Origin of the sequence: Sphingomonas kyeonggiensis, from assembly GCF_014204495.1 — a bacterium.
Taxonomy (GTDB): domain Bacteria; phylum Pseudomonadota; class Alphaproteobacteria; order Sphingomonadales; family Sphingomonadaceae; genus Sphingomonas; species Sphingomonas kyeonggiensis_A.
Window position 1 is genome coordinate 1015083 of sequence record NZ_JACHLN010000001.1, and the last position, 16379, is coordinate 1031461.

Consider the following 16379-nt stretch of genomic DNA (forward strand, 5'->3'; position numbering starts at 1 on the left):
CCGCCCTTCGATCAGGAACGACTGTCAGCCAGTCGGGTCGCTCAGGCAGCGAGCTTCTTGACCTCGGCCACGATCTTCTGCGCGGCATCGCCCAGATCGTTCGCGGGAACGATGGCGAGGCCCGAATTGGCGAGGATTTCCTTGCCCTCGGCAACGTTGGTGCCCTCGAGGCGCACGACCAGCGGCACCGAGAGGTTCACTTCCTTCGCCGCGGCGACGATGCCGGCAGCGATGATGTCGCACTTCATGATACCGCCGAAGATGTTGACCAGGATGCCCTTCACGTTCGGATCGGCGAGAATGATCTTGAACGCCGCGGTGACCTTCTCCTTCGAAGCGCCGCCGCCGACGTCGAGGAAGTTGGCCGGGAACATGCCGTTGAGCTTGATGATGTCCATCGTGGCCATCGCCAGGCCTGCGCCATTGACCATGCAGCCGATGTCGCCATCGAGCTTGATATAGGCCAGGTCATACTTCGAGGCTTCGAGTTCGGCGGGATCTTCCTCGCTCTCGTCGCGCAGCTCGGCCAGGTCCTTGTGGCGGAACATCGCGTTCGAATCGAAGCCGACCTTGGCGTCGAGGACGAGGAGGTTGCCCTGCTCGGTCAGCGCCAGCGGGTTCACTTCGATCTGCGCGGCATCGGTCGCGACGAACGCGGTGAACAGCGACGACGCAACCTTGGCGGCCTGCTTGCCCTGATCGCCGGTCAGGCCCAGCGCGGCGGCGACGGCGCGGCCGTGGTGCGGCATGAAGCCGGTCGCCGGATCGACGTCGAAGGTGTGGATCTTCTCGGGAGTCGAGTGGGCGACTTCCTCGATGTCCATGCCGCCCTCGGTCGACACGACGAAGGCGACGCGGCCGGTAGCGCGGTCGACGAGGAGCGCGAGGTAGAACTCCTTCGCGATATCGGCGCCGTCAGTGATGTAGAGGCGGTTGACCTGCTTGCCATGCTCGCCGGTCTGGATCGTCACCAGCGTGTTGCCGAGCATATCGGTGGCGTGGGCGCGGACCTCGTCGAGCGAGAAGGCGAGGCGGACGCCACCCTTCGCATCGGGGCCGAGCTCCTTGAACTTGCCCTTGCCGCGGCCGCCGGCATGGATCTGCGACTTCACGACGAAGAGCGGTCCAGGCAGCTTCTTGGCGGCCTCGACGGCCTCCTCGACGGTGAACGCGGCGAAGCCGGCAGCGATCGGCGCGCCATACTTGGCGAGCAGTTCCTTGGCCTGATATTCATGGATGTTCATGGGACGCGCCCTCGTCTTTTGTGGCGGGAAGGAGTTTGCGGGTGCCTTAAGCACGGCGCGCGCGCGAATCCAAATCTTTTCGCAGTAAATGCGATTGCGACAAACTTGCAATAAGTCGTCGTAAACCCGGTATGGCGGCAACCACCTTCCACCGCTAGGAAATCGCCATGACCCTTTCCCTTGCCGCCGCGCTGCTGCTCTCGCCCTCCATCGAACCGGGTATCGCCCATCAGGCGCTCGACCGGCTCACCGGCTGCTGGGATGCGCCAGGCGACGTGATGGGCAAGCGGGTTGCGACTCGGGTGCGGGCCACCTGGCGGCTCGGCGGGCGCTATCTGCTGCTGGAATCGCACGGGCTCGATCCCGCCGATCCCTATGACGCGGCGATCACGATCGGCGACCATGACGGCGACAGGCTAAGCGCCTGGTGGATGGACAGCTTCGGCGCGGGCTACAGCGCCGCTGGCAAGGGCCAGGCCGACAAGTCCGGCACGATCGCGATCGACTATGCCTATCCCGATGCGCTCTACGCCAATCGGCTGGCGCCCCAGGGCAAAGGCTGGCGCTGGACGATCACCGAGCGCAAGCCCGATGGCAGCGAGAAGCCCTTTGCCAGCTACACACTGACTCCGATCAAATGCGAAGCCACCGTCTTCGCCTTCTGATCCGGAACGCCTATCTAACGCTCATGTCGCCCTGGATCGGCCTTGCCCTGTTCCTTGCCACGCTCGCCGGGATGGAGCTGTTCGCCTGGGCGATGCACCGCTGGGTGATGCACGGGCCGGGCTGGTTCCTGCATGAGAGCCACCACCGCGCCCGCACCGGCTGGTTCGAGTGGAACGACCTCTACGCGGTGATCTTCGCGGTGCCCTCGATCATCCTGATCTATGGCGGCGTGCAAGCAGGCTGGTGGCCTGGTTCCACGTGGATCGGTGCCGGAATCGCCGGCTATGGCGCGATCTATTTCGGCTTCCACGACGTGATCGTCCACCAGCGGGTGCGCCATCGCTATGTGCCGCGCTCGCGCTACATGAAGCGGATCGTCCAGGCGCACCGGCTGCATCACGCGGTCGAATCGAAGCAGGGCGCGGTCAGCTTCGGCTTCCTCTGGGCCGCGCCCGCCGACGAGCTGAAGCGCCAGCTCAAGGCCCGTGGCAGTTCGGCCCGCATCCGCACGAACCCGGATTGACGACTCATCCAGCGCCGGACACATGCTTGTGTCCATGGAGCATCTGAACCTCCCCGAGTCCGAATGGCGCAAGCGCCTCAACCCGGAACAGTTTCACGTGCTGCGAGAGGCCGGGACCGAACCCGCCTTTTCCGGCCGCTTCACCGACAACAAGGCCGATGGCCTGTATCTCTGCGCCGGCTGCAAGCTCGAGCTGTTCGACAGCGCCGACAAATATGATTCGGGATCGGGCTGGCCCAGCTTCACCCGGCCGCTCGATTCGGAGAACGTCACCGAGCATGCCGATGTCAGCCATGGCATGCGCCGCGTCGAACTGCGCTGCGCCCGGTGCGACGGACATCAGGGCCATGTCTTTCCCGACGGGCCGCCGCCGACCGGCCTGCGCTACTGCATCAACTCGGCCAGCCTCGATTTTCGTTCACGTGGTGGCAACCACAATGCCGCTAGCGACCGGGCTTGAGCGCCTGATCCTTGTGAGCGGGCCGAATAGGGCTTAATCGCACTCCCCCGATGCCATCGAAAAACCTGCCAGCCGTGATCCGCACGCCCAAATGGCGTGACCTTGCCTTCTGGAAGCGCCTTGCCTTCTGGACTCTGATCAGCGGGGGCAGCCTGGCGCTGCTTGCATTCATCGCGCTGTTGATCGCGGTCTATTCGACCAAGTCGACGCTGCCGAGCTTCGACGAACTCAAGTCGTCGCCCAACGGCCAGATGATCCGCGTCCATGCCGCGGACGGCACCGTGCTGGTCTCGCTCGGGCCGAGCTATGGCGAGTGGATCAAGTACGACCAGATTCCGCAGGTGATGAAGGACGCGATCATCGCCACCGAGGATCGCCGCTTCGAATCGCACTGGGGCGTCGATCCGGTCGGCGTCGCCCGCATGTTCTGGCGCGCCAAGCAGCTGCATGACGAAGGGCGGCGCCTGCAGGGCGGCTCGACCATCACCCAGCAGGTGGCACGCACCATCTTCCTGTCGAACAAATATGATCTCGGCCGCAAGGTGCGCGAAGGCATCATCGCGCTGTCGATGGAGCGCAAGTTCACCAAGAACGAGATCCTCGAGCTCTATCTCAACAAGGTCTATTTCGGCGGCGGCGCCTACGGCATCGACGCGGCGAGCCGCAAGTTCTTCGGCCATCCGGCGACGAACCTGAGCCTGGCCGAGGCGGCGGTGATCGCCGGCCTGGTCAAGGCGCCGTCGCATTATTCGCCCACCGCCGATGCCGACGCTGCGATCGGCCGCGCCAGCGTGGTGCTCGACCTGATGGCCGAGACCGGCAAGATCACCGAGGCGCAGGCCAAGGGCACCGATCCGCGCACCGTGGCGCTTGCGCCCGAACCCAAGCAGAACAGCGTCCGCTACTTCACCGACTGGGCGCTGCCCCAGCTCGAAGTGCTGATCGACGAGACCGAGGCGCCGCTCGAGGTGTGGACCACGCTCGACCTGGGCATGCAGCGCGCCGCCGACGATGCGATCCGCGCCAATGCCCCGAAGAACGCGCAGGGTGCGCTGGTCAGCCTCGACCGCGACGGCGCCGTCCGCGCGATGGTCGGCGGCAAGGACTATGTCGCCTCGATCTACAACCGCGCGACCCAGGCGACCCGCCAGCCAGGCTCGGCGTTCAAGCTGTTCGTCTATCTCGCCGCGCTGGAATCGGGCCACAAGCCCGACGACCTGGTGGTCGACGAGCCGGTGACGATCAATGGCTGGAGCCCCCGCAACAGCTCGGGTGCGTTCCGCGGCGAGATGAACATCCGCACCGCCTTCGCCTATTCGGTCAATACGATCGCGGCGAAGCTCGGCCAGGAGGTCGGTTTCGGCGCGATCGCCGACATGGCGCGCCGCTTCGGCATCACCACGCCGGTGGATACCCATCCGGCGATGGTGCTCGGCACTTCGGACGTGCGCCTGATCGACATGACCCGCGCCTTCGCCTCGGTGGCGAACAAGGGCGTGGCGGTGACGCCCTATGGCATCACCCGGGTGACCGCGAACGGCGCGGTGATCTACCAGCACGAGGTCGACACCAGCCATGTCCTCGTCGCGCCCTATGTGGCGGCGCAGATGACCGACCTGATGCAGACCGCGGTCGCCACCGGCACCGGCCGCGCCGCGCAGATCGGCCGCCCGGTCGCGGGCAAGACCGGCACCACCACTTCGAACAAGGATGGCTGGTTCGTCGGCTTCTCCTCGGGCCTGACCACCGGCGTGTGGATGGGCCGCGACGATGCCAGGGTCGTCCCCGGCCTGCAGGGCGGCACCGCCCCGGCACGCGCCTTCCATGACTTCATGATCAAGGCCGTCGCCAAGCGCCCGGTCGAGCAGTTCGACACCCAGGTGACCCTGCCCGAGTACCAGCTCGACGAAGAGAACGCCGCCTATGGCGAGCCCGACAATGGCGTGTTCGTCGACGAGGACGGCAATCCGGTGCCCGAGGACCAGCAGCCGCGCGGCGACGGCACCGAACAGGTCCAGCCGATTCCCGGCCAGCAGGGCGGTCAGGGCGACGAGCAGCTCGACCAGGACTGGATCGACCGGATGACCGGCCGCCGTCCCTCGGCGCCGGCCCAGCCGCAGCGTGATCCCCGGGACGCACCGCGCGACGCGCCGCGGCAGCAGGCGCCCCAACCGCGGGACGCGGCGCCTCGCGGCGAACAGCAGTAACGCTTCGTGAAGCCCCTCCCGGGAAGGGAGGGGAAATTACCGCCCGTACCAGTGCAGCCCGGCGCCGTTGCGCTTGAGCCAGGCCCGGGCGCGCTCGGGATCGCCTTCGTAGAGCTCGGCCACCACCCGGTGGAACGCCGGCGAATGGTTCATATGGATGCGGTGCGCCACTTCATGCGCCACCGTCGAGCGGCGGACGAAGCTCGGGGCGAGCAGCAGCCGCCAGCTGTAGCGGATCTGGCCCGAGGAAGCGCAGCTGCCCCAGCGGCCGCGCGGATCGCCGATCGATACCTTGGTGACGCTCACCCCGGCACGTTCGGCATATTCGGCGGTTTCCTCGCTCAGCAGATCGAGCGCCGCCTGGCGGAGCCAGCGCTCGATGCGCTTCTCCAACCCCTCGCGCGGGCCACCGCAGAGCAGCTGGTCGCCGATCAGGCGCGGGGTGCGACCGGCACCGGTCGCGGGCCAGACGATCTCCACTTCGGCATCGCCGATCGGAATCCGCGCGCCCGGCTCGAACGGCCGTGCCTCGGGCATCTTGGCCTGTTGCGCGGCGATCCAGCCCTGATGCTCGCGCGCCCAGTCCATCGCCTTCTTGAGCGAAGCGCGCGGAGGCAGAGTGAGCTTTATCCGGCCACTGCGCGGATCGACCGAGAGCCGCATCCGCCGCGAGCGGGCGTTGCGAACCACCTCGATCTCGGGGTCGCTCAAAGTTCGCGGTCCACCAGGTGATGCTCGAAGTCGATCACATCGTCCTCGCTGACCGTCCAGCCGCGAGTCGATTCACCGGCCTTGTGGACGGCTTCGGGATCACCGCTCACCAGATAATGCCAGTCGGGCAGCGGCTTGCCCTCGCTGCGCAGGCGATAGGCGCAGGTGGAGGGCAGCCACTCGATCTCGGGGACGTTGCGCACCGTCAGCCGCACGCATTCGGGGACATAGGCGTGGCGGTGCTTGTAATCCGAACAGCGCCCCATCCGCCGGTCGAGCAGCCGGCAGGCGACGTTGGTGGCGTGCAGCTCCCCCGTCTCCTCATCCTCCAGCTTGTGGATGCAGCATTTGCCGCAGCCGTCGCAAAGGGCTTCCCATTGCGCCCGGTCGAGCTTTTCCAGCGGCAGGTCTTCCCAAAATTTCCCGGTCATTTCACCCAGTGTTCGAGCTCCGCCACCAGGGCCGGAGCATCCTTCTCGATCGGCAGCGACGTGATTGGCTTGCCGTCCCGATCCATCAGATAGGCAATCTGGCTGTGTCCTACCAGATAGGCGCCGCCCGGACCGGGCGCTTCCTTCCTGGCATAGACCGCATATTGCTTGGTGACCGCCTGGATCGCCGCCGGCGTGCCGGTGAGCCCGACGATCCGGTCGTCGAAATTGCGGACGAACTCGCCGACCATCTTGGGCGTGTCGCGCTCCGGATCGACGGTGATGAAGATCGGCACGATCGCCTTCGCCTTGTCCGGCGCCTGCTTGTCGAGTGTCTTCATCGCCTGGCCGATCTTGAGCATGTCGTTCGGGCAGATGTCCGGGCAATAGGTATAACCGAAATAGACGATGCGATATTTGCCGGCGAAATCGCCGTCGCGAACCGTCTTGCCCGCGGGATCGGTGAGCGCGAACGGCCCGCCGATCCGCGCCCCGGCCAGCGGGGGCTCATCGGCCGCGCCGCCGCTGCAGCCTGAGACGATCAGTAGCAAAGGCGCAAAGGCCTGAAATATCCTGCTCATGGTATCGCCAGCCATGATCTGATAGTCCGGGGCTTGCAAGCACTGCCGCTATGGGGTTTGGGCAAACACATGATCGTACGCGTAATGGGCGCCGCCGGCGCCGCCCTGCTGATGCTCGCCGCCGTGCCGGCATCGGCCCAGCAATTCTCGGACAGCTACAACTTCCTCAACGCCATCCGCGAGACGGACGGCGCCAAGGTGAACAAGTATCTCGAGAACAAGTCGCTCCGCATCGTCAATGCGAAGGATCGCATGACCGGCGAGGGCGCGCTGCACATCGTGACCAAGCGCAACGACGCGACCTATCTGCGCGTGCTGCTCCAGCAGGATGACATCAACGCCAACCTGCCGGACGGCCGCGGCAACACCGCGCTGATCATCGCCGCCGAGCGGGGCTGGGGCGAAGGCGTGCAGATCCTGATCAAGTACGGCGCCAACGTGAACCTGGCGAACAGCAGCGGCGAGACGCCACTGATCCGCGCCGTGCAGGTCCATGACATCGACGTGGTCCGCCAGCTGCTCGATGCCGGCGCCAATCCGGATCGCACCGACAACGTCACCGGCAAGTCCGCTCGCGACTATGCCCATGACGAGACCCGCTACCCGCAGATCGCCAAGCTGCTCAACGAAGCACCCAAGGGCGGCAAGAGCAGCGGCGCGGCGGCACCGGCCGGCCCGAAACTCTAAGGCCCGGCATGGAAGCCGGGCCTTCCCGGCTTCCCCCTCGAACATCGAAGCTGCGGCCAGGCGCCAAAAGTACACAAAGTACAGGCCAAGAGCGGGTTTGTGCGCGCCTTTGGACGGCCCAGCACCGGCCGGAAGCGCGCCCCAAGCAGCCCTATTACGCGCGCGAGATCCTATTTTTCCAACAGGCCTAGAACGCCGCCTCCGCATCGGGATCCAGCATCTGGATCACCCGGCGCGCGGCGCGGCGGGCGAAGGCGAGGGTGGTCTTCTTGCGGGTGGGTGCCGGCAGCGGCACCGTCGCCGATTCGCGCATCACCGCCGCGTCGTAGCGATCGGCGACGATCAGCCCGGCGCGCGCCGGCAGGAAGCCTTCCTGCTCGAAGGGCCGCAGGTCGAAGCCTTCCGGCACCGCCCAGAAGAAACGGTCGCAATGCGCGAGATAATCGGTCCATTTGCCGTCACCGAGCAGATCGGCGCGCGAGACCTTGATCTCGACGATGACGATGTTGCCCCGGGAATCGATCGCCATCAGATCAGCGCGGCGACCGCCCTCGAGCGGCACTTCGGCCAGCGCGACGCAATCATGGCGCAGCAGCAGCCGCGTTACCCCGCGTGCCACGTCGGCGGCGATGAGCGGGTCTTCCGAAAGCGAAACGGCCGGGGAGTTCATCCCCGGCCGTTTAGAACATTAAGCGAACGCGGGGAACCCCGCGACTCGACTCAACGATAGAAAACGTGATTGCCGACCGAGCCGACACGGGCGCGCTTCCAGCTCGGCTTCACATAGCGGGCATGGAAATAGAGCGCTTCCGGCACCGGCGAATCCCACTGGTCCTTCATCGCGACCTGGGCAACGGCGAGCGCCTTCTTCCACTGGCCGTTCGACGGCGGGGTCGGCAGCTTGCCGCCGCGCACGAAGGAGAACTGGCCGCGCTGGGTGACGACACCGCACACCGAGGTGGGGAAACGACCCGACTCGGTGCGGTTGAGGATCACATCGGCAACCGCGAGCTGGCCCGAAAGGGGCTCGCCCTTGGCTTCGTAATAGATGCTGACGGCAAGACAGTTGAGCTCACGGTCGAGCGACGCGGGCGCATCCTGCGCAGCCACGGCATCAGACAGCGAATCGAAATCTTCGTCCGCATCCGCATTGGGGATCGGCTGGACGATTTCCGTCTTTTCCTGGACCGGAGTCGGCGCGGCCTGGGGGGCCGGCGCGGGAACCTGCTGGAGGTTCTGGACGTTGACCTGATGAACCGGCGCATCCTGCACGGTGTTGGTCACGTCGAGCGTGGCGGCATTCGCAAGTGCGCCAGCGCAAAAAGTCACGGCCGCGAAGCCCGCGGCGCGATGGATGAACTTCATTAGGGTTCGTTACTGTGCGGTTGGTGCGCGGCCGGCCCTGTTTCTCATATGGGCCGCCGGGCTTCCCCCCCGACTGCGTAACCGACCGACTTCACACCCCGGCAGGCACAACGCGATTGAAAGTGGTGGGCCCTTTCGCCGCGCGCGAGGCTTATGTCAATTCAATGTCATCGTTTCAGCGGCGAACCGTTCGCCGTCTGCGATATCCAGTTCAATCACCCACAGATCGGAATCGCGCTCGCGACGCCGCTGCCAATAGGCGGTGACTTCGCCGTCCTCGGCAAATAGCTGAGGTCCCGAGCGAATTAGCGCGGGAGCCCCATCGGGACCGAGGCCACGTTCGAAGAAGCGCGGATTGGCACCCCGTTCGACCAGCAGCAGCAGGACCGCACCGGCGGTCGCATCGCCTTTCGCCAGCACCATCGCACTGCCGCCGGCACCCTCGGCACGGCGGATCAGCGCATTGACCAGCATGCCTGTGGCAAGGCGCGCCATCAGCCCTGAGCGTAGCCGGGAAGCGTGGCGAGCGGGATGCGCGAGCGCATGAAGGTGCCGGTGCCGCGCGCCGCTTCCTCGCCGGTCGCATCGATCAGCCGCGCCTCGCCGACGAATACGCGGCGCTGCCCGCTCACCCAGCGCCCCTCCGCCACCACCGGGCCCGGGCCCAGCGGCTTGGTGAGCAGCAGGTTGAACTGGGTGGTGAGCACGAAGCGATCGGTGACCAGGCTGTTCACCGCGTAAAAGGCGGCGTCGTCGAGCATCTTGAAATAGCTCGTGCCATGCGCCGCGCCGGCGGCATGGAAATAGCGCTCGTCGATATTGAAGCGGATGCGCGCGACGCCGGGTTCCGGGATCTCGAGCACGGACTCGAACAGCCGGTTGATCGGCGCCGCGGCATAAAGGGATTCGAGCGCACGGAAATGCGCCTCCGCCCCCGTGGGAGACTCAGGCTGCGTCACGCGTCTCCACGCCGGCGAGCAGGGCATAGAGCGCATCGCGCGAGCCCGCGCCGCGCAGCTTGGCGGCGATGGTCTTGTCGCGCAGCAGCCGCGAGACACAGGCCAGCGCCTTGAGATGCTCGGCACCCGCGCCAACCGGCGAGAGCAGCATGAACACCAGGTCGACCGGCAGCTCGTCCACCGCGCCGAAATCGACGGGTTTGTCGAGCCGGACGAATATGCCGCAGACGCGGCGGATGGATTCGAGCTTGCCGTGTGGAATGGCGATACCGGCGCCAAAACCGGTCGAACCGAGCTTCTCGCGCTCGGAAAGCGTTTCGGCCACACCGCGGGCGTCGAGGCCGTAAGCCTCGGCCGCCGCGGCCCCCAGCGCCGCGAACAGCGCCTTCTTGCTGGCAACACTCACGCCGGAGAGCACTGCCTCCGGCACGAGCAAATCACTGATCGTCGTCATCGAAATTCCAGTTGAGGTCCGCCCCCCGGGGCCTGCCTAATACTCAGGCGGCGCGATTGGGTTCCACCCATCCGATCGTCCCGTCGCCGCGCCGATACACCATGTTATGGGCGCCCGTCGCGCTGTTTTTGAACAGCAGCGCATTGGTATTCCGCAGGTCGAGCATCATAACTGCGTCCGAAACGGTGGCATCCGGCACATCGACGCGGGTCTCCGCGATGATCAGCGGCGCATCCGAGGCCTCATCCTCATCCACGCTTTCCTGGAACAGCGTGTAGCCGGCATTGTTGTCATAGGATCCGTTATCATAGGCGCCATTCTCGGCGAAGGCGTTGACCACGCCATTCTGCCGATCCTTGAGCCGGCGCGTATAGCGGCGGAGCTGCTTGTCGATCCGGTCGGCCGCGCCGTCGAACGCGCCATGCGCCTCCATGCCCTTGTTGGTCGCCTTGAGGACCAGGCCCTGCATCACGTGCATCACGATGTCGCAGGTGAAGCCGTTATCGTGCGGCCCCTTGCCGAAGGTCGCCTGGGAGGAGAGAGCGCGCGAGAAATATTTGTCGGCGATCCCCTGGAGTCGTTCGGTCACCTGCTCCTTGAGCGCGGCGCCAGTTTCGACCTGATGCCCAGAAACCCGAATGTCCATCGTTCACCTCCACTTTTATGAGGACCCTAGCTGGGGCGGGGTCCGGACCGATTGACCGCGGTCAACTGCCGGGATCAACTGGTCGGGGCGGTGCCCCAGAGCGGCTCCTCCATCTTGGAAAGAAAGGCTGCGTGGCGTTCGAGTTCCGCCGGACTCGCAGCAAATTGTCGTGCGGGACGCACATGTACCCGCGTCGGCGCCTCGGCAGCGGTCTCGCGGACCACCGGCGCGTCCACCGCCAGGCCCAGCGTGATCTGCCGGCCCCCGGTCAGCTCGACATAGACCTGCGCCAGCAGCGAGGCGTCGATCAGCGCGCCGTGCAGCGTGCGCTGGGTCAGATCGATGCCGTAGCGCGAGCAGAGCGCATCGAGCGTATGCTTGGCGCCGGGATGCTTCACCCGCGCGATCGCCAGCGTATCGACCATGCGTCCGAGGTCGACGATGGGCCGGCCGCTGCGGATCAGCTCGCCATTGATGAAGCCGAAGTCGAAATTGGCGTTGTGCGCGATCATCGGGCTGTCGCCGATGAACTCGAGCATGTCCTCGACCACATCCTCGAACAGCGGCTTGTCCGACAGGAACACGTCCGACAGGCCATGGACGTTGAACGCCTCGATCGGCATCGGCCGCTGGGGATTGATATAGACGTGGAAATTGCGCCCGGTCAGCACGCGATTGACCAGCTCGACACAGCCGATCTCGACCAGCCGGTCGCCACCAGAGAAGCTGAGCCCGGTGGTTTCGGTGTCGAACACGATTTCACGCATTGCGACCTTATCCTCCCGCGCGGCCGACTAGGCAAGCGATGACATTACGTACCACCGCGCGCGTCTCCCCGATCGTCCCGCCGGTGGGGATGACGAAGTCGGCGCGGTCACGCTTTTCCGAGTCGGGGAGCTGGCGGGCAAGGATCGCTTCGAATCGCGCCTCGGTCATGCCCGGCCGGGCCAGCACGCGCTCGCGCTGCACTTCGGCCGGTGCGGAGACCACGGCGATCTTGTCGACATGGCGCCAGCCGCCGGCTTCGAACAGCAAAGGTATGTCGAGCACCACCAGCGGCGCATCGCGATTCGCGTGGAGAAAGGCCTCGCGCTTCTCGGCGACAGCGGGGTGGAGGATCGCCTCCAGCCGGGCAAAGGCAGTGGGATCGGCCATCACCGCCTCGCGCAGCAGCGTGCGGTTCACCCCGAGTTCGCTGGTCGTGTCGGGAAACTCGGCCTCGATCGCGGCGACGGCGTCGCCATCCGGCCCCTGGAGCCTGTGGACCTCGGCATCGGCATCGAACACCGGCACGCCGCTTTCCGCGAACATCGCCGCCACGGTCGACTTGCCCATGCCGATCGACCCGGTGAGGCCCAGGGTGACCGGGCGATCGCTCATTTCAGCAGCAACTCGCGCAGTTCGTCGTCGCGGTCGCGTGGCGGCTCGGCGCCGAAGAACAGCTCGAAGGCAAGCGCGGCCTGGCCGACCAGCATCTCGAGCCCGTCGACCGTATCGAGATCGCGGTCGCGCGCCTGGGCGAGCAGGTCGGTCTCGAGCGGGGCATAGACCGCGTCATAGACCACCGCATCCTCGGGCAGCGGCGACAGGTCGATCTCCAGCGGCGGCTGGCCGACCATGCCGAGCGCGCTGGCATTCACCAGCAAGGCGGCCGGCGGCAGCTTGGCGGTGAGCGGCAGTGCCTCGCCCTTGATCCCGAAGCTGGAGAGCAGGGCCGCGCCCTTCAGCACATTGCGGTTGAGCAGGGTGACCTTGCCGACGCCGACACGCGACAGCGCGAACAGGATCGCGCGGGCGGCTCCCCCAGCGCCGATCATCACGACATGCTGGCCATCCAAATCGAGCCCGGCGATCGGCGCATAGAAGCCGCCGGCATCGGTATTGGTGCCGATCAGGGCACCATCCTCGGCGCGAACCACCGTGTTGATCGCGCCGATCGATTCCCGGACGCCGCCGCGATCCTCGACGAACGCGAGCGACTCCTGCTTGTGGGGCAGAGTGATGTTGCAGCCGCGCCAATCCGGATCCGCCTTCCTCGACTCGAAATAGCCGGCGAGTTCCTCGGGCTTCACATGGGCGCGGCGATATTCGGCGGCGATGCCGAGCTGCTTCAGCCAGAAACCGTGGATCACGGGCGACTTGGACTGGGCGATAGGGTCGCCGATCACCTCGGCATATACAGTCATGACGTCAGAACCCCGCGGGTGCGCAGATAGGAAAGGATCGGCAGCAGCGGCATGCCGAGGATGGTGAACTGGCTGCCGTCGGTGCGGCTGAACAGCTGGACGCCCGGACCCTCGATCCGGAAGCAGCCGACGCACCCGGCGATCGCGGGCCATTCCATATCGAGATATTGCTCGATGAAGGCCTCGGAGAGCGGGCGGACATGGAGCTTGGCGCGATCGACGAAGCGCCATACCGCGCGGCCGCCCTCGGCGATCACCGCGGCGCTGTAGATGTCGTGCGTCTTCCCCGACATGCGGCGGAGATGGTCGGCGGCCTGCTCGCGGCTCTCGGGCTTGTCGAGCAGCGAGCCGTCATCGAGGGCGACCAGCGAGTCCCCGCCCAGCACCAGGGCGGCCGGCACCAGGCCGGAGACCTTGAGTGCCTTCAGCTCAGCCAGCGCATCGGCCAGGTCGCGCGGCGAGATGCCGCCGGCGAGCAGGGATTCCTTGGCCGAGGCTTCGTCGACCTGTGCCGTCACGGCTTCATGCGGCACGCCGGCATCGTTGAGCATCGCGCGGCGCGAGGCGCTCTGCGAAGCGAGTACGAGTTTCATTGGCTTCCTTTTTCGAGCGTCCGCTCGTTGCACAGCTGGATGATCGCCGCCGCGGTTTCCTCGATCGAGCGACGCGTGACGTCGATCACCGGCCAGCCATTGTCGGCGAACATCCGCCGCGCATAGGCGACTTCGCGGGTCACCGCATCCTGCTCGACATAGCTGGTCTCGGTGGCCTGGTTGAGCGAGAGCAGGCGGTTGCGGCGGATCTGGATCAGCCGGTCGGCGCTGGTGGTGAGGCCGACGATCAGCGGATGCTTGAGCTTGTAGAGCTCCGGCGGCGGCGGCGATTCCACCACGATCGGGATGTTCGCGGTCTTGTAGCCGCGGTTCGCCAGGTAGATCGAGGTCGGCGTCTTGGACGAGCGCGAGACGCCGGCGAGCAATATGTCGGCCTCTTCCCAATCCTCGGCGAGCAGCCCGTCATCATGCGCGATGGTGAACTGGATCGCATCGACACGGGCGAAATAGGCGGCGTCGAGCGTATGTTGCCGGCCCGGCCGCGCCTTGGCTTCCTGGCCGAGCAGGTTGGACAGCGCGTGATTGACCGGATCGAGCGGCGCGATCGCCGGCAGGCCCATCGCCCGGCAGCGGCTTTCCAGCGTGCGGCGGATCTCGGGGTTCACCAGCGTATAGAGCACCAGCCCGGGGTTCTGCGCGATCTCCTGGAGAATCCGCTCGAGATGCGCTTCGCTGCGCACCATCGGCCAGAAGTGGCGGAGCGTTTCGACATCGTCATATTGGGCGAGCGCTGCCTTGGCGATGTTCTCCAGCGTCTCGCCGGTGGAATCGGAGAGGAGATGGAGGTGAAGCCGCATCAGTGACCCTTGTGGAAGGCGCGAAGCGCCGCTGGGTGTGAATCTGTGGATAACATGGCTGACAGCCACTAGCGCAACCCGGCGCATGAACCAATCGGGTCAGTTTGATGACTCCCACTGGTGATTCGTCCACAGCCGCGTCCCCAGCTTGTGATTCCAATCCACAGCCTGTTGAAAACGGGGACGGCGATTCCGAATCCGAGGATTCCTGCGGGGCAGCGAGAGTCAAACTGTTGGCAAGGCGCGGACGATTCCATAAGCCCCGGCTTTCACGCGCCAACAGACTCCAACAATCTCTAGATTCATTCTTTATTGTTTTAGGAACGAGGCTCTGACCGACTCCCATTCCAAGCCGCTGCTCGAGACGCTCCAGGGTGTTCGACAGGAGACTCCGCCCGTCTGGCTGATGCGTCAGGCCGGGCGCTATCTGCCCGAATATCGCGCGCTCCGGGCCGAGAAGGGCGGATTCCTCGAACTCGCGCTCGACCCTGAAGCCGCGGCCGAGATCACCCTCCAGCCGATCCGCCGCTTCGGCATGGACGGCGCGATTCTGTTCTCCGACATCCTGATGGTGCCGATGGCGCTGGGGCAGAAACTCTGGTTCGAAACCGGCGAAGGTCCCCGCCTCGCGCCGACCGTGACCGCCCGTCAGATCCTGGATGGCCTTGAATCGCGTCCTGAAGCCCTGCAGCCGGTCTATGAGACGGTTCGGCAGGTCAGGGCCGCACTCGACCCGCGAACCACTTTCCTGGGCTTTGCTGGCAGTCCCTGGACCGTCGCCACCTACATGATCGCCGGCCAGGGCAGCCGCGAGCAGGCCGAAGCGCGCAGACTCGCCTATGGCGATCCCGGGCTCATGCAGGCGCTGATCGACCGCATTGCCGATTGCACGATCGACTATCTGGCGGCGCAGATCGATGCCGGCGTGGAAGCGGTGCAACTGTTCGACAGCTGGGCCGGCAGCCTCTCGCCCGAGCAGTTCGAGCGCTGGGTAATCGCGCCGACCACCCGCATCGCCGCGGCGGTGAAGGGCAAGGCACCGGTGATCGGATTCCCCAAGGGCGCCGGCGGCAAGCTGCCCGCCTATGCGCGCGAGACCGGCGTCGATGCGATCGGTCTCGACGAGACGGTCGATCCGGCCTGGGCCAACGCCGTGCTGCCGGAAGGGCTGCCGGTGCAGGGCAATCTCGATCCGCTCGCGCTGATCGCCGGCGGCGAGACGCTCGATCGCGCGGTCGACCGCATCCTTTCGGCCTTCCCAACCCGTCCGCATGTGTTCAATCTCGGGCACGGCATCCAGCAGGACACGCCGATCGCGCATGTCGAGCGGCTGCTGGCACGGATCAGGGGGTAGAGATGGCGGGATTCCTCGGCGGGGCGTATCTTTGGGTCAAGGCGTTCCACATCATCTTCGTGATCTTCTGGATGGCCGGCCTGTTCCTGCTGCCGCGCTATCTCGTCCATCACCAGGAAGCCCTGGGCACGCCCGAGGCAGCCGCCTGGGAAAAGCGCGAGGCGCTGCTCCGCCGAATGATCCTCACCCCCTCGATCGGGATCGTCTGGCTGCTTGGCCTGGTGCTTGCCGCCAATCTCGGCCTGTTCGAAGGCGGGGCAGGGCTCGGCTGGCTCCATGCCAAGCTGCTGATCGTGTTCCTGCTTTCCGGCTATCACGGCTGGGCGGTCGGCTATTCGAAGAAGCTCGCAAAGGGGCAGGGCGCGATCGCCCCGCGGACGCTGCGTCTGGTCGGCGAAGTGCCGGCGCTGGCGGTGATCCTCATCGTGATCCTCGCGGTGGTGAAGCCCTTCTGAGCGTTGGCGCAATTAAGTTGCGCCATTTCGGTTGGTCGC

Annotated in this window: 22 protein-coding genes; 7 read left to right on the forward strand and 15 right to left on the reverse strand. The window is 66.0% G+C overall.

What is annotated here, in order from left to right; genetic code table 11:
• Nucleotides 1-41: 41 nt before the first annotated feature.
• The gene (gene sucC, locus HNP52_RS04970) at nucleotides 42-1244 is read right to left on the reverse strand and encodes an ADP-forming succinate--CoA ligase subunit beta (protein ID WP_184163272.1); all 1203 of its coding nucleotides are present in this window, start codon (nucleotides 1242-1244) and stop codon (nucleotides 42-44) included.
• A gap of 167 nt (nucleotides 1245-1411) precedes the next feature.
• Between sucC and HNP52_RS04975 the strand changes: the two genes are divergently transcribed.
• The 4 genes from HNP52_RS04975 to HNP52_RS04990 are packed head-to-tail and all read left to right on the forward strand — an operon-like array spanning nucleotide 1412 to nucleotide 5100.
• Nucleotides 1412-1909 (forward strand): hypothetical protein, encoded by a 498-nt coding sequence (locus tag HNP52_RS04975; protein WP_184163274.1) that lies wholly within the window; start codon nucleotides 1412-1414, stop codon nucleotides 1907-1909.
• 23 nt (nucleotides 1910-1932) lie between these two features.
• The gene (locus tag HNP52_RS04980) at nucleotides 1933-2433 is read left to right on the forward strand and encodes a sterol desaturase family protein (RefSeq protein WP_184163278.1); all 501 of its coding nucleotides are present in this window, start codon (nucleotides 1933-1935) and stop codon (nucleotides 2431-2433) included.
• A gap of 34 nt (nucleotides 2434-2467) precedes the next feature.
• The gene (msrB, locus tag HNP52_RS04985) at nucleotides 2468-2893 is read left to right on the forward strand and encodes a peptide-methionine (R)-S-oxide reductase MsrB (protein ID WP_184163282.1); all 426 of its coding nucleotides are present in this window, start codon (nucleotides 2468-2470) and stop codon (nucleotides 2891-2893) included.
• Nucleotides 2894-2943: 50 nt separating this feature from the next.
• Nucleotides 2944-5100 carry a transglycosylase domain-containing protein gene (locus HNP52_RS04990; protein WP_184163285.1) on the forward strand — a complete coding sequence of 719 codons (2157 nt, stop codon included), beginning with the start codon at nucleotides 2944-2946 and terminating at the stop codon, nucleotides 5098-5100.
• A gap of 36 nt (nucleotides 5101-5136) precedes the next feature.
• Here HNP52_RS04990 and HNP52_RS04995 read toward each other — a convergent pair whose 3' ends face one another.
• The 3 genes from HNP52_RS04995 to HNP52_RS05005 are packed head-to-tail and all read right to left on the reverse strand — an operon-like array spanning nucleotide 5137 to nucleotide 6823.
• The gene (locus tag HNP52_RS04995) at nucleotides 5137-5811 is read right to left on the reverse strand and encodes a M48 family metallopeptidase (protein WP_260395912.1); all 675 of its coding nucleotides are present in this window, start codon (nucleotides 5809-5811) and stop codon (nucleotides 5137-5139) included.
• Nucleotides 5808-6242, reverse strand: a complete 435-nt coding sequence (locus HNP52_RS05000) for a YcgN family cysteine cluster protein (protein WP_184163288.1) — start codon at nucleotides 6240-6242, stop codon at nucleotides 5808-5810. The genes HNP52_RS04995 and HNP52_RS05000 overlap by 4 nt, the downstream gene beginning before the upstream one ends.
• A complete protein-coding gene (locus tag HNP52_RS05005; protein ID WP_260395913.1) occupies nucleotides 6239-6823 on the reverse strand; it encodes an SCO family protein in 585 nt (194 codons plus the stop codon). The genes HNP52_RS05000 and HNP52_RS05005 overlap by 4 nt, the downstream gene beginning before the upstream one ends.
• A 69-nt stretch (nucleotides 6824-6892) precedes the next feature.
• Between HNP52_RS05005 and HNP52_RS05010 the strand changes: the two genes are divergently transcribed.
• Nucleotides 6893-7510 carry an ankyrin repeat domain-containing protein gene (locus HNP52_RS05010; RefSeq protein ID WP_184163294.1) on the forward strand — a complete coding sequence of 206 codons (618 nt, stop codon included), beginning with the start codon at nucleotides 6893-6895 and terminating at the stop codon, nucleotides 7508-7510.
• Nucleotides 7511-7697: 187 nt separating this feature from the next.
• On the opposite strand, the gene HNP52_RS05015 is transcribed toward HNP52_RS05010, so the two are convergent.
• The 11 genes from HNP52_RS05015 to HNP52_RS05065 form a co-directional block, all read right to left on the reverse strand.
• Nucleotides 7698-8180 (reverse strand): MmcB family DNA repair protein, encoded by a 483-nt coding sequence (locus HNP52_RS05015; RefSeq protein WP_184163297.1) that lies wholly within the window; start codon nucleotides 8178-8180, stop codon nucleotides 7698-7700.
• A 50-nt stretch (nucleotides 8181-8230) separates the two neighbouring features.
• On the reverse strand, nucleotides 8231-8839 hold the full coding sequence (locus HNP52_RS05020) for a cell wall hydrolase (protein ID WP_311768404.1): 609 nt from the start codon (nucleotides 8837-8839) through the stop codon (nucleotides 8231-8233).
• Nucleotides 8840-9031: 192 nt separating this feature from the next.
• Complete coding sequence (locus HNP52_RS05025) at nucleotides 9032-9370, reverse strand: DUF1491 family protein (RefSeq protein WP_409372596.1); 339 nt, start codon at nucleotides 9368-9370, stop codon at nucleotides 9032-9034.
• The gene (locus tag HNP52_RS05030) at nucleotides 9370-9861 is read right to left on the reverse strand and encodes a PaaI family thioesterase (protein WP_184165057.1); all 492 of its coding nucleotides are present in this window, start codon (nucleotides 9859-9861) and stop codon (nucleotides 9370-9372) included. Before HNP52_RS05030 ends, HNP52_RS05025 begins: the two co-directional genes overlap by 1 nt.
• Nucleotides 9821-10288 (reverse strand): PTS sugar transporter subunit IIA, encoded by a 468-nt coding sequence (locus HNP52_RS05035; RefSeq protein ID WP_184163303.1) that lies wholly within the window; start codon nucleotides 10286-10288, stop codon nucleotides 9821-9823. The genes HNP52_RS05030 and HNP52_RS05035 overlap by 41 nt, the downstream gene beginning before the upstream one ends.
• Nucleotides 10289-10331: 43 nt before the next feature.
• On the reverse strand, nucleotides 10332-10934 hold the full coding sequence (gene hpf / locus HNP52_RS05040; RefSeq protein ID WP_184163307.1) for a ribosome hibernation-promoting factor, HPF/YfiA family: 603 nt from the start codon (nucleotides 10932-10934) through the stop codon (nucleotides 10332-10334).
• Nucleotides 10935-11008: 74 nt separating this feature from the next.
• Nucleotides 11009-11701: a DNA polymerase III subunit epsilon gene (dnaQ, locus tag HNP52_RS05045; protein WP_184163310.1), complete on the reverse strand. Its 693-nt coding sequence runs from the start codon at nucleotides 11699-11701 to the stop codon at nucleotides 11009-11011.
• Between the two features lie 7 nt (nucleotides 11702-11708).
• Entirely contained in the window at nucleotides 11709-12314 is a 606-nt protein-coding gene (gene coaE / locus HNP52_RS05050; protein ID WP_184163313.1) for a dephospho-CoA kinase, read from the reverse strand.
• Nucleotides 12311-13120: a shikimate dehydrogenase gene (gene aroE / locus HNP52_RS05055; RefSeq protein WP_184163316.1), complete on the reverse strand. Its 810-nt coding sequence runs from the start codon at nucleotides 13118-13120 to the stop codon at nucleotides 12311-12313. The genes coaE and aroE overlap by 4 nt, the downstream gene beginning before the upstream one ends.
• The gene (locus HNP52_RS05060) at nucleotides 13117-13671 is read right to left on the reverse strand and encodes a Maf family protein (protein WP_409372612.1); all 555 of its coding nucleotides are present in this window, start codon (nucleotides 13669-13671) and stop codon (nucleotides 13117-13119) included. The genes aroE and HNP52_RS05060 overlap by 4 nt, the downstream gene beginning before the upstream one ends.
• A gap of 38 nt (nucleotides 13672-13709) precedes the next feature.
• Entirely contained in the window at nucleotides 13710-14534 is an 825-nt protein-coding gene (locus HNP52_RS05065; RefSeq protein ID WP_260395996.1) for a pyruvate, water dikinase regulatory protein, read from the reverse strand.
• A 328-nt stretch (nucleotides 14535-14862) separates the two neighbouring features.
• On the opposite strand from HNP52_RS05065, the gene hemE reads away from it, so the two are divergent.
• Together hemE and HNP52_RS05075 are read left to right on the forward strand one after the other, a co-directional pair.
• Nucleotides 14863-15885 (forward strand): uroporphyrinogen decarboxylase, encoded by a 1023-nt coding sequence (gene hemE, locus HNP52_RS05070; RefSeq protein WP_184165060.1) that lies wholly within the window; start codon nucleotides 14863-14865, stop codon nucleotides 15883-15885.
• Nucleotides 15886-15887: 2 nt separating this feature from the next.
• Nucleotides 15888-16340 carry a CopD family protein gene (locus HNP52_RS05075; RefSeq protein ID WP_184163325.1) on the forward strand — a complete coding sequence of 151 codons (453 nt, stop codon included), beginning with the start codon at nucleotides 15888-15890 and terminating at the stop codon, nucleotides 16338-16340.
• Nucleotides 16341-16379 lie beyond the last annotated feature (39 nt).

Excerpts from the sequence above, each read along its gene's own strand:
- sucC (WP_184163272.1), bottom strand. The coding sequence starts at position 1,244 with ATGAACATCCATGAATATCAGGCCAAGGAACTGCTCGCCAAGTATGGC.
- HNP52_RS04975 (WP_184163274.1), top strand. The coding sequence starts at position 1,412 with ATGACCCTTTCCCTTGCCGCCGCGCTGCTGCTCTCGCCCTCCATCGAA.
- HNP52_RS04980 (WP_184163278.1), top strand. The coding sequence starts at position 1,933 with ATGTCGCCCTGGATCGGCCTTGCCCTGTTCCTTGCCACGCTCGCCGGG.
- msrB (WP_184163282.1), top strand. The coding sequence starts at position 2,468 with ATGGAGCATCTGAACCTCCCCGAGTCCGAATGGCGCAAGCGCCTCAAC.
- HNP52_RS04990 (WP_184163285.1), top strand. The coding sequence starts at position 2,944 with ATGCCATCGAAAAACCTGCCAGCCGTGATCCGCACGCCCAAATGGCGT.
- HNP52_RS05000 (WP_184163288.1), bottom strand. The coding sequence starts at position 6,242 with ATGACCGGGAAATTTTGGGAAGACCTGCCGCTGGAAAAGCTCGACCGG.
- HNP52_RS05005 (WP_260395913.1), bottom strand. The coding sequence starts at position 6,823 with ATGAGCAGGATATTTCAGGCCTTTGCGCCTTTGCTACTGATCGTCTCA.
- HNP52_RS05010 (WP_184163294.1), top strand. The coding sequence starts at position 6,893 with ATGATCGTACGCGTAATGGGCGCCGCCGGCGCCGCCCTGCTGATGCTC.
- HNP52_RS05015 (WP_184163297.1), bottom strand. The coding sequence starts at position 8,180 with ATGAACTCCCCGGCCGTTTCGCTTTCGGAAGACCCGCTCATCGCCGCC.
- HNP52_RS05025 (WP_409372596.1), bottom strand. The coding sequence starts at position 9,370 with ATGGCGCGCCTTGCCACAGGCATGCTGGTCAATGCGCTGATCCGCCGT.
- HNP52_RS05030 (WP_184165057.1), bottom strand. The coding sequence starts at position 9,861 with ATGCCCTGCTCGCCGGCGTGGAGACGCGTGACGCAGCCTGAGTCTCCC.
- HNP52_RS05035 (WP_184163303.1), bottom strand. The coding sequence starts at position 10,288 with ATGACGACGATCAGTGATTTGCTCGTGCCGGAGGCAGTGCTCTCCGGC.
- hpf (WP_184163307.1), bottom strand. The coding sequence starts at position 10,934 with ATGGACATTCGGGTTTCTGGGCATCAGGTCGAAACTGGCGCCGCGCTC.
- dnaQ (WP_184163310.1), bottom strand. The coding sequence starts at position 11,701 with ATGCGTGAAATCGTGTTCGACACCGAAACCACCGGGCTCAGCTTCTCT.
- coaE (WP_184163313.1), bottom strand. The coding sequence starts at position 12,314 with ATGAGCGATCGCCCGGTCACCCTGGGCCTCACCGGGTCGATCGGCATG.
- aroE (WP_184163316.1), bottom strand. The coding sequence starts at position 13,120 with ATGACTGTATATGCCGAGGTGATCGGCGACCCTATCGCCCAGTCCAAG.
- HNP52_RS05060 (WP_409372612.1), bottom strand. The coding sequence starts at position 13,671 with ATGCTCAACGATGCCGGCGTGCCGCATGAAGCCGTGACGGCACAGGTC.
- HNP52_RS05075 (WP_184163325.1), top strand. The coding sequence starts at position 15,888 with ATGGCGGGATTCCTCGGCGGGGCGTATCTTTGGGTCAAGGCGTTCCAC.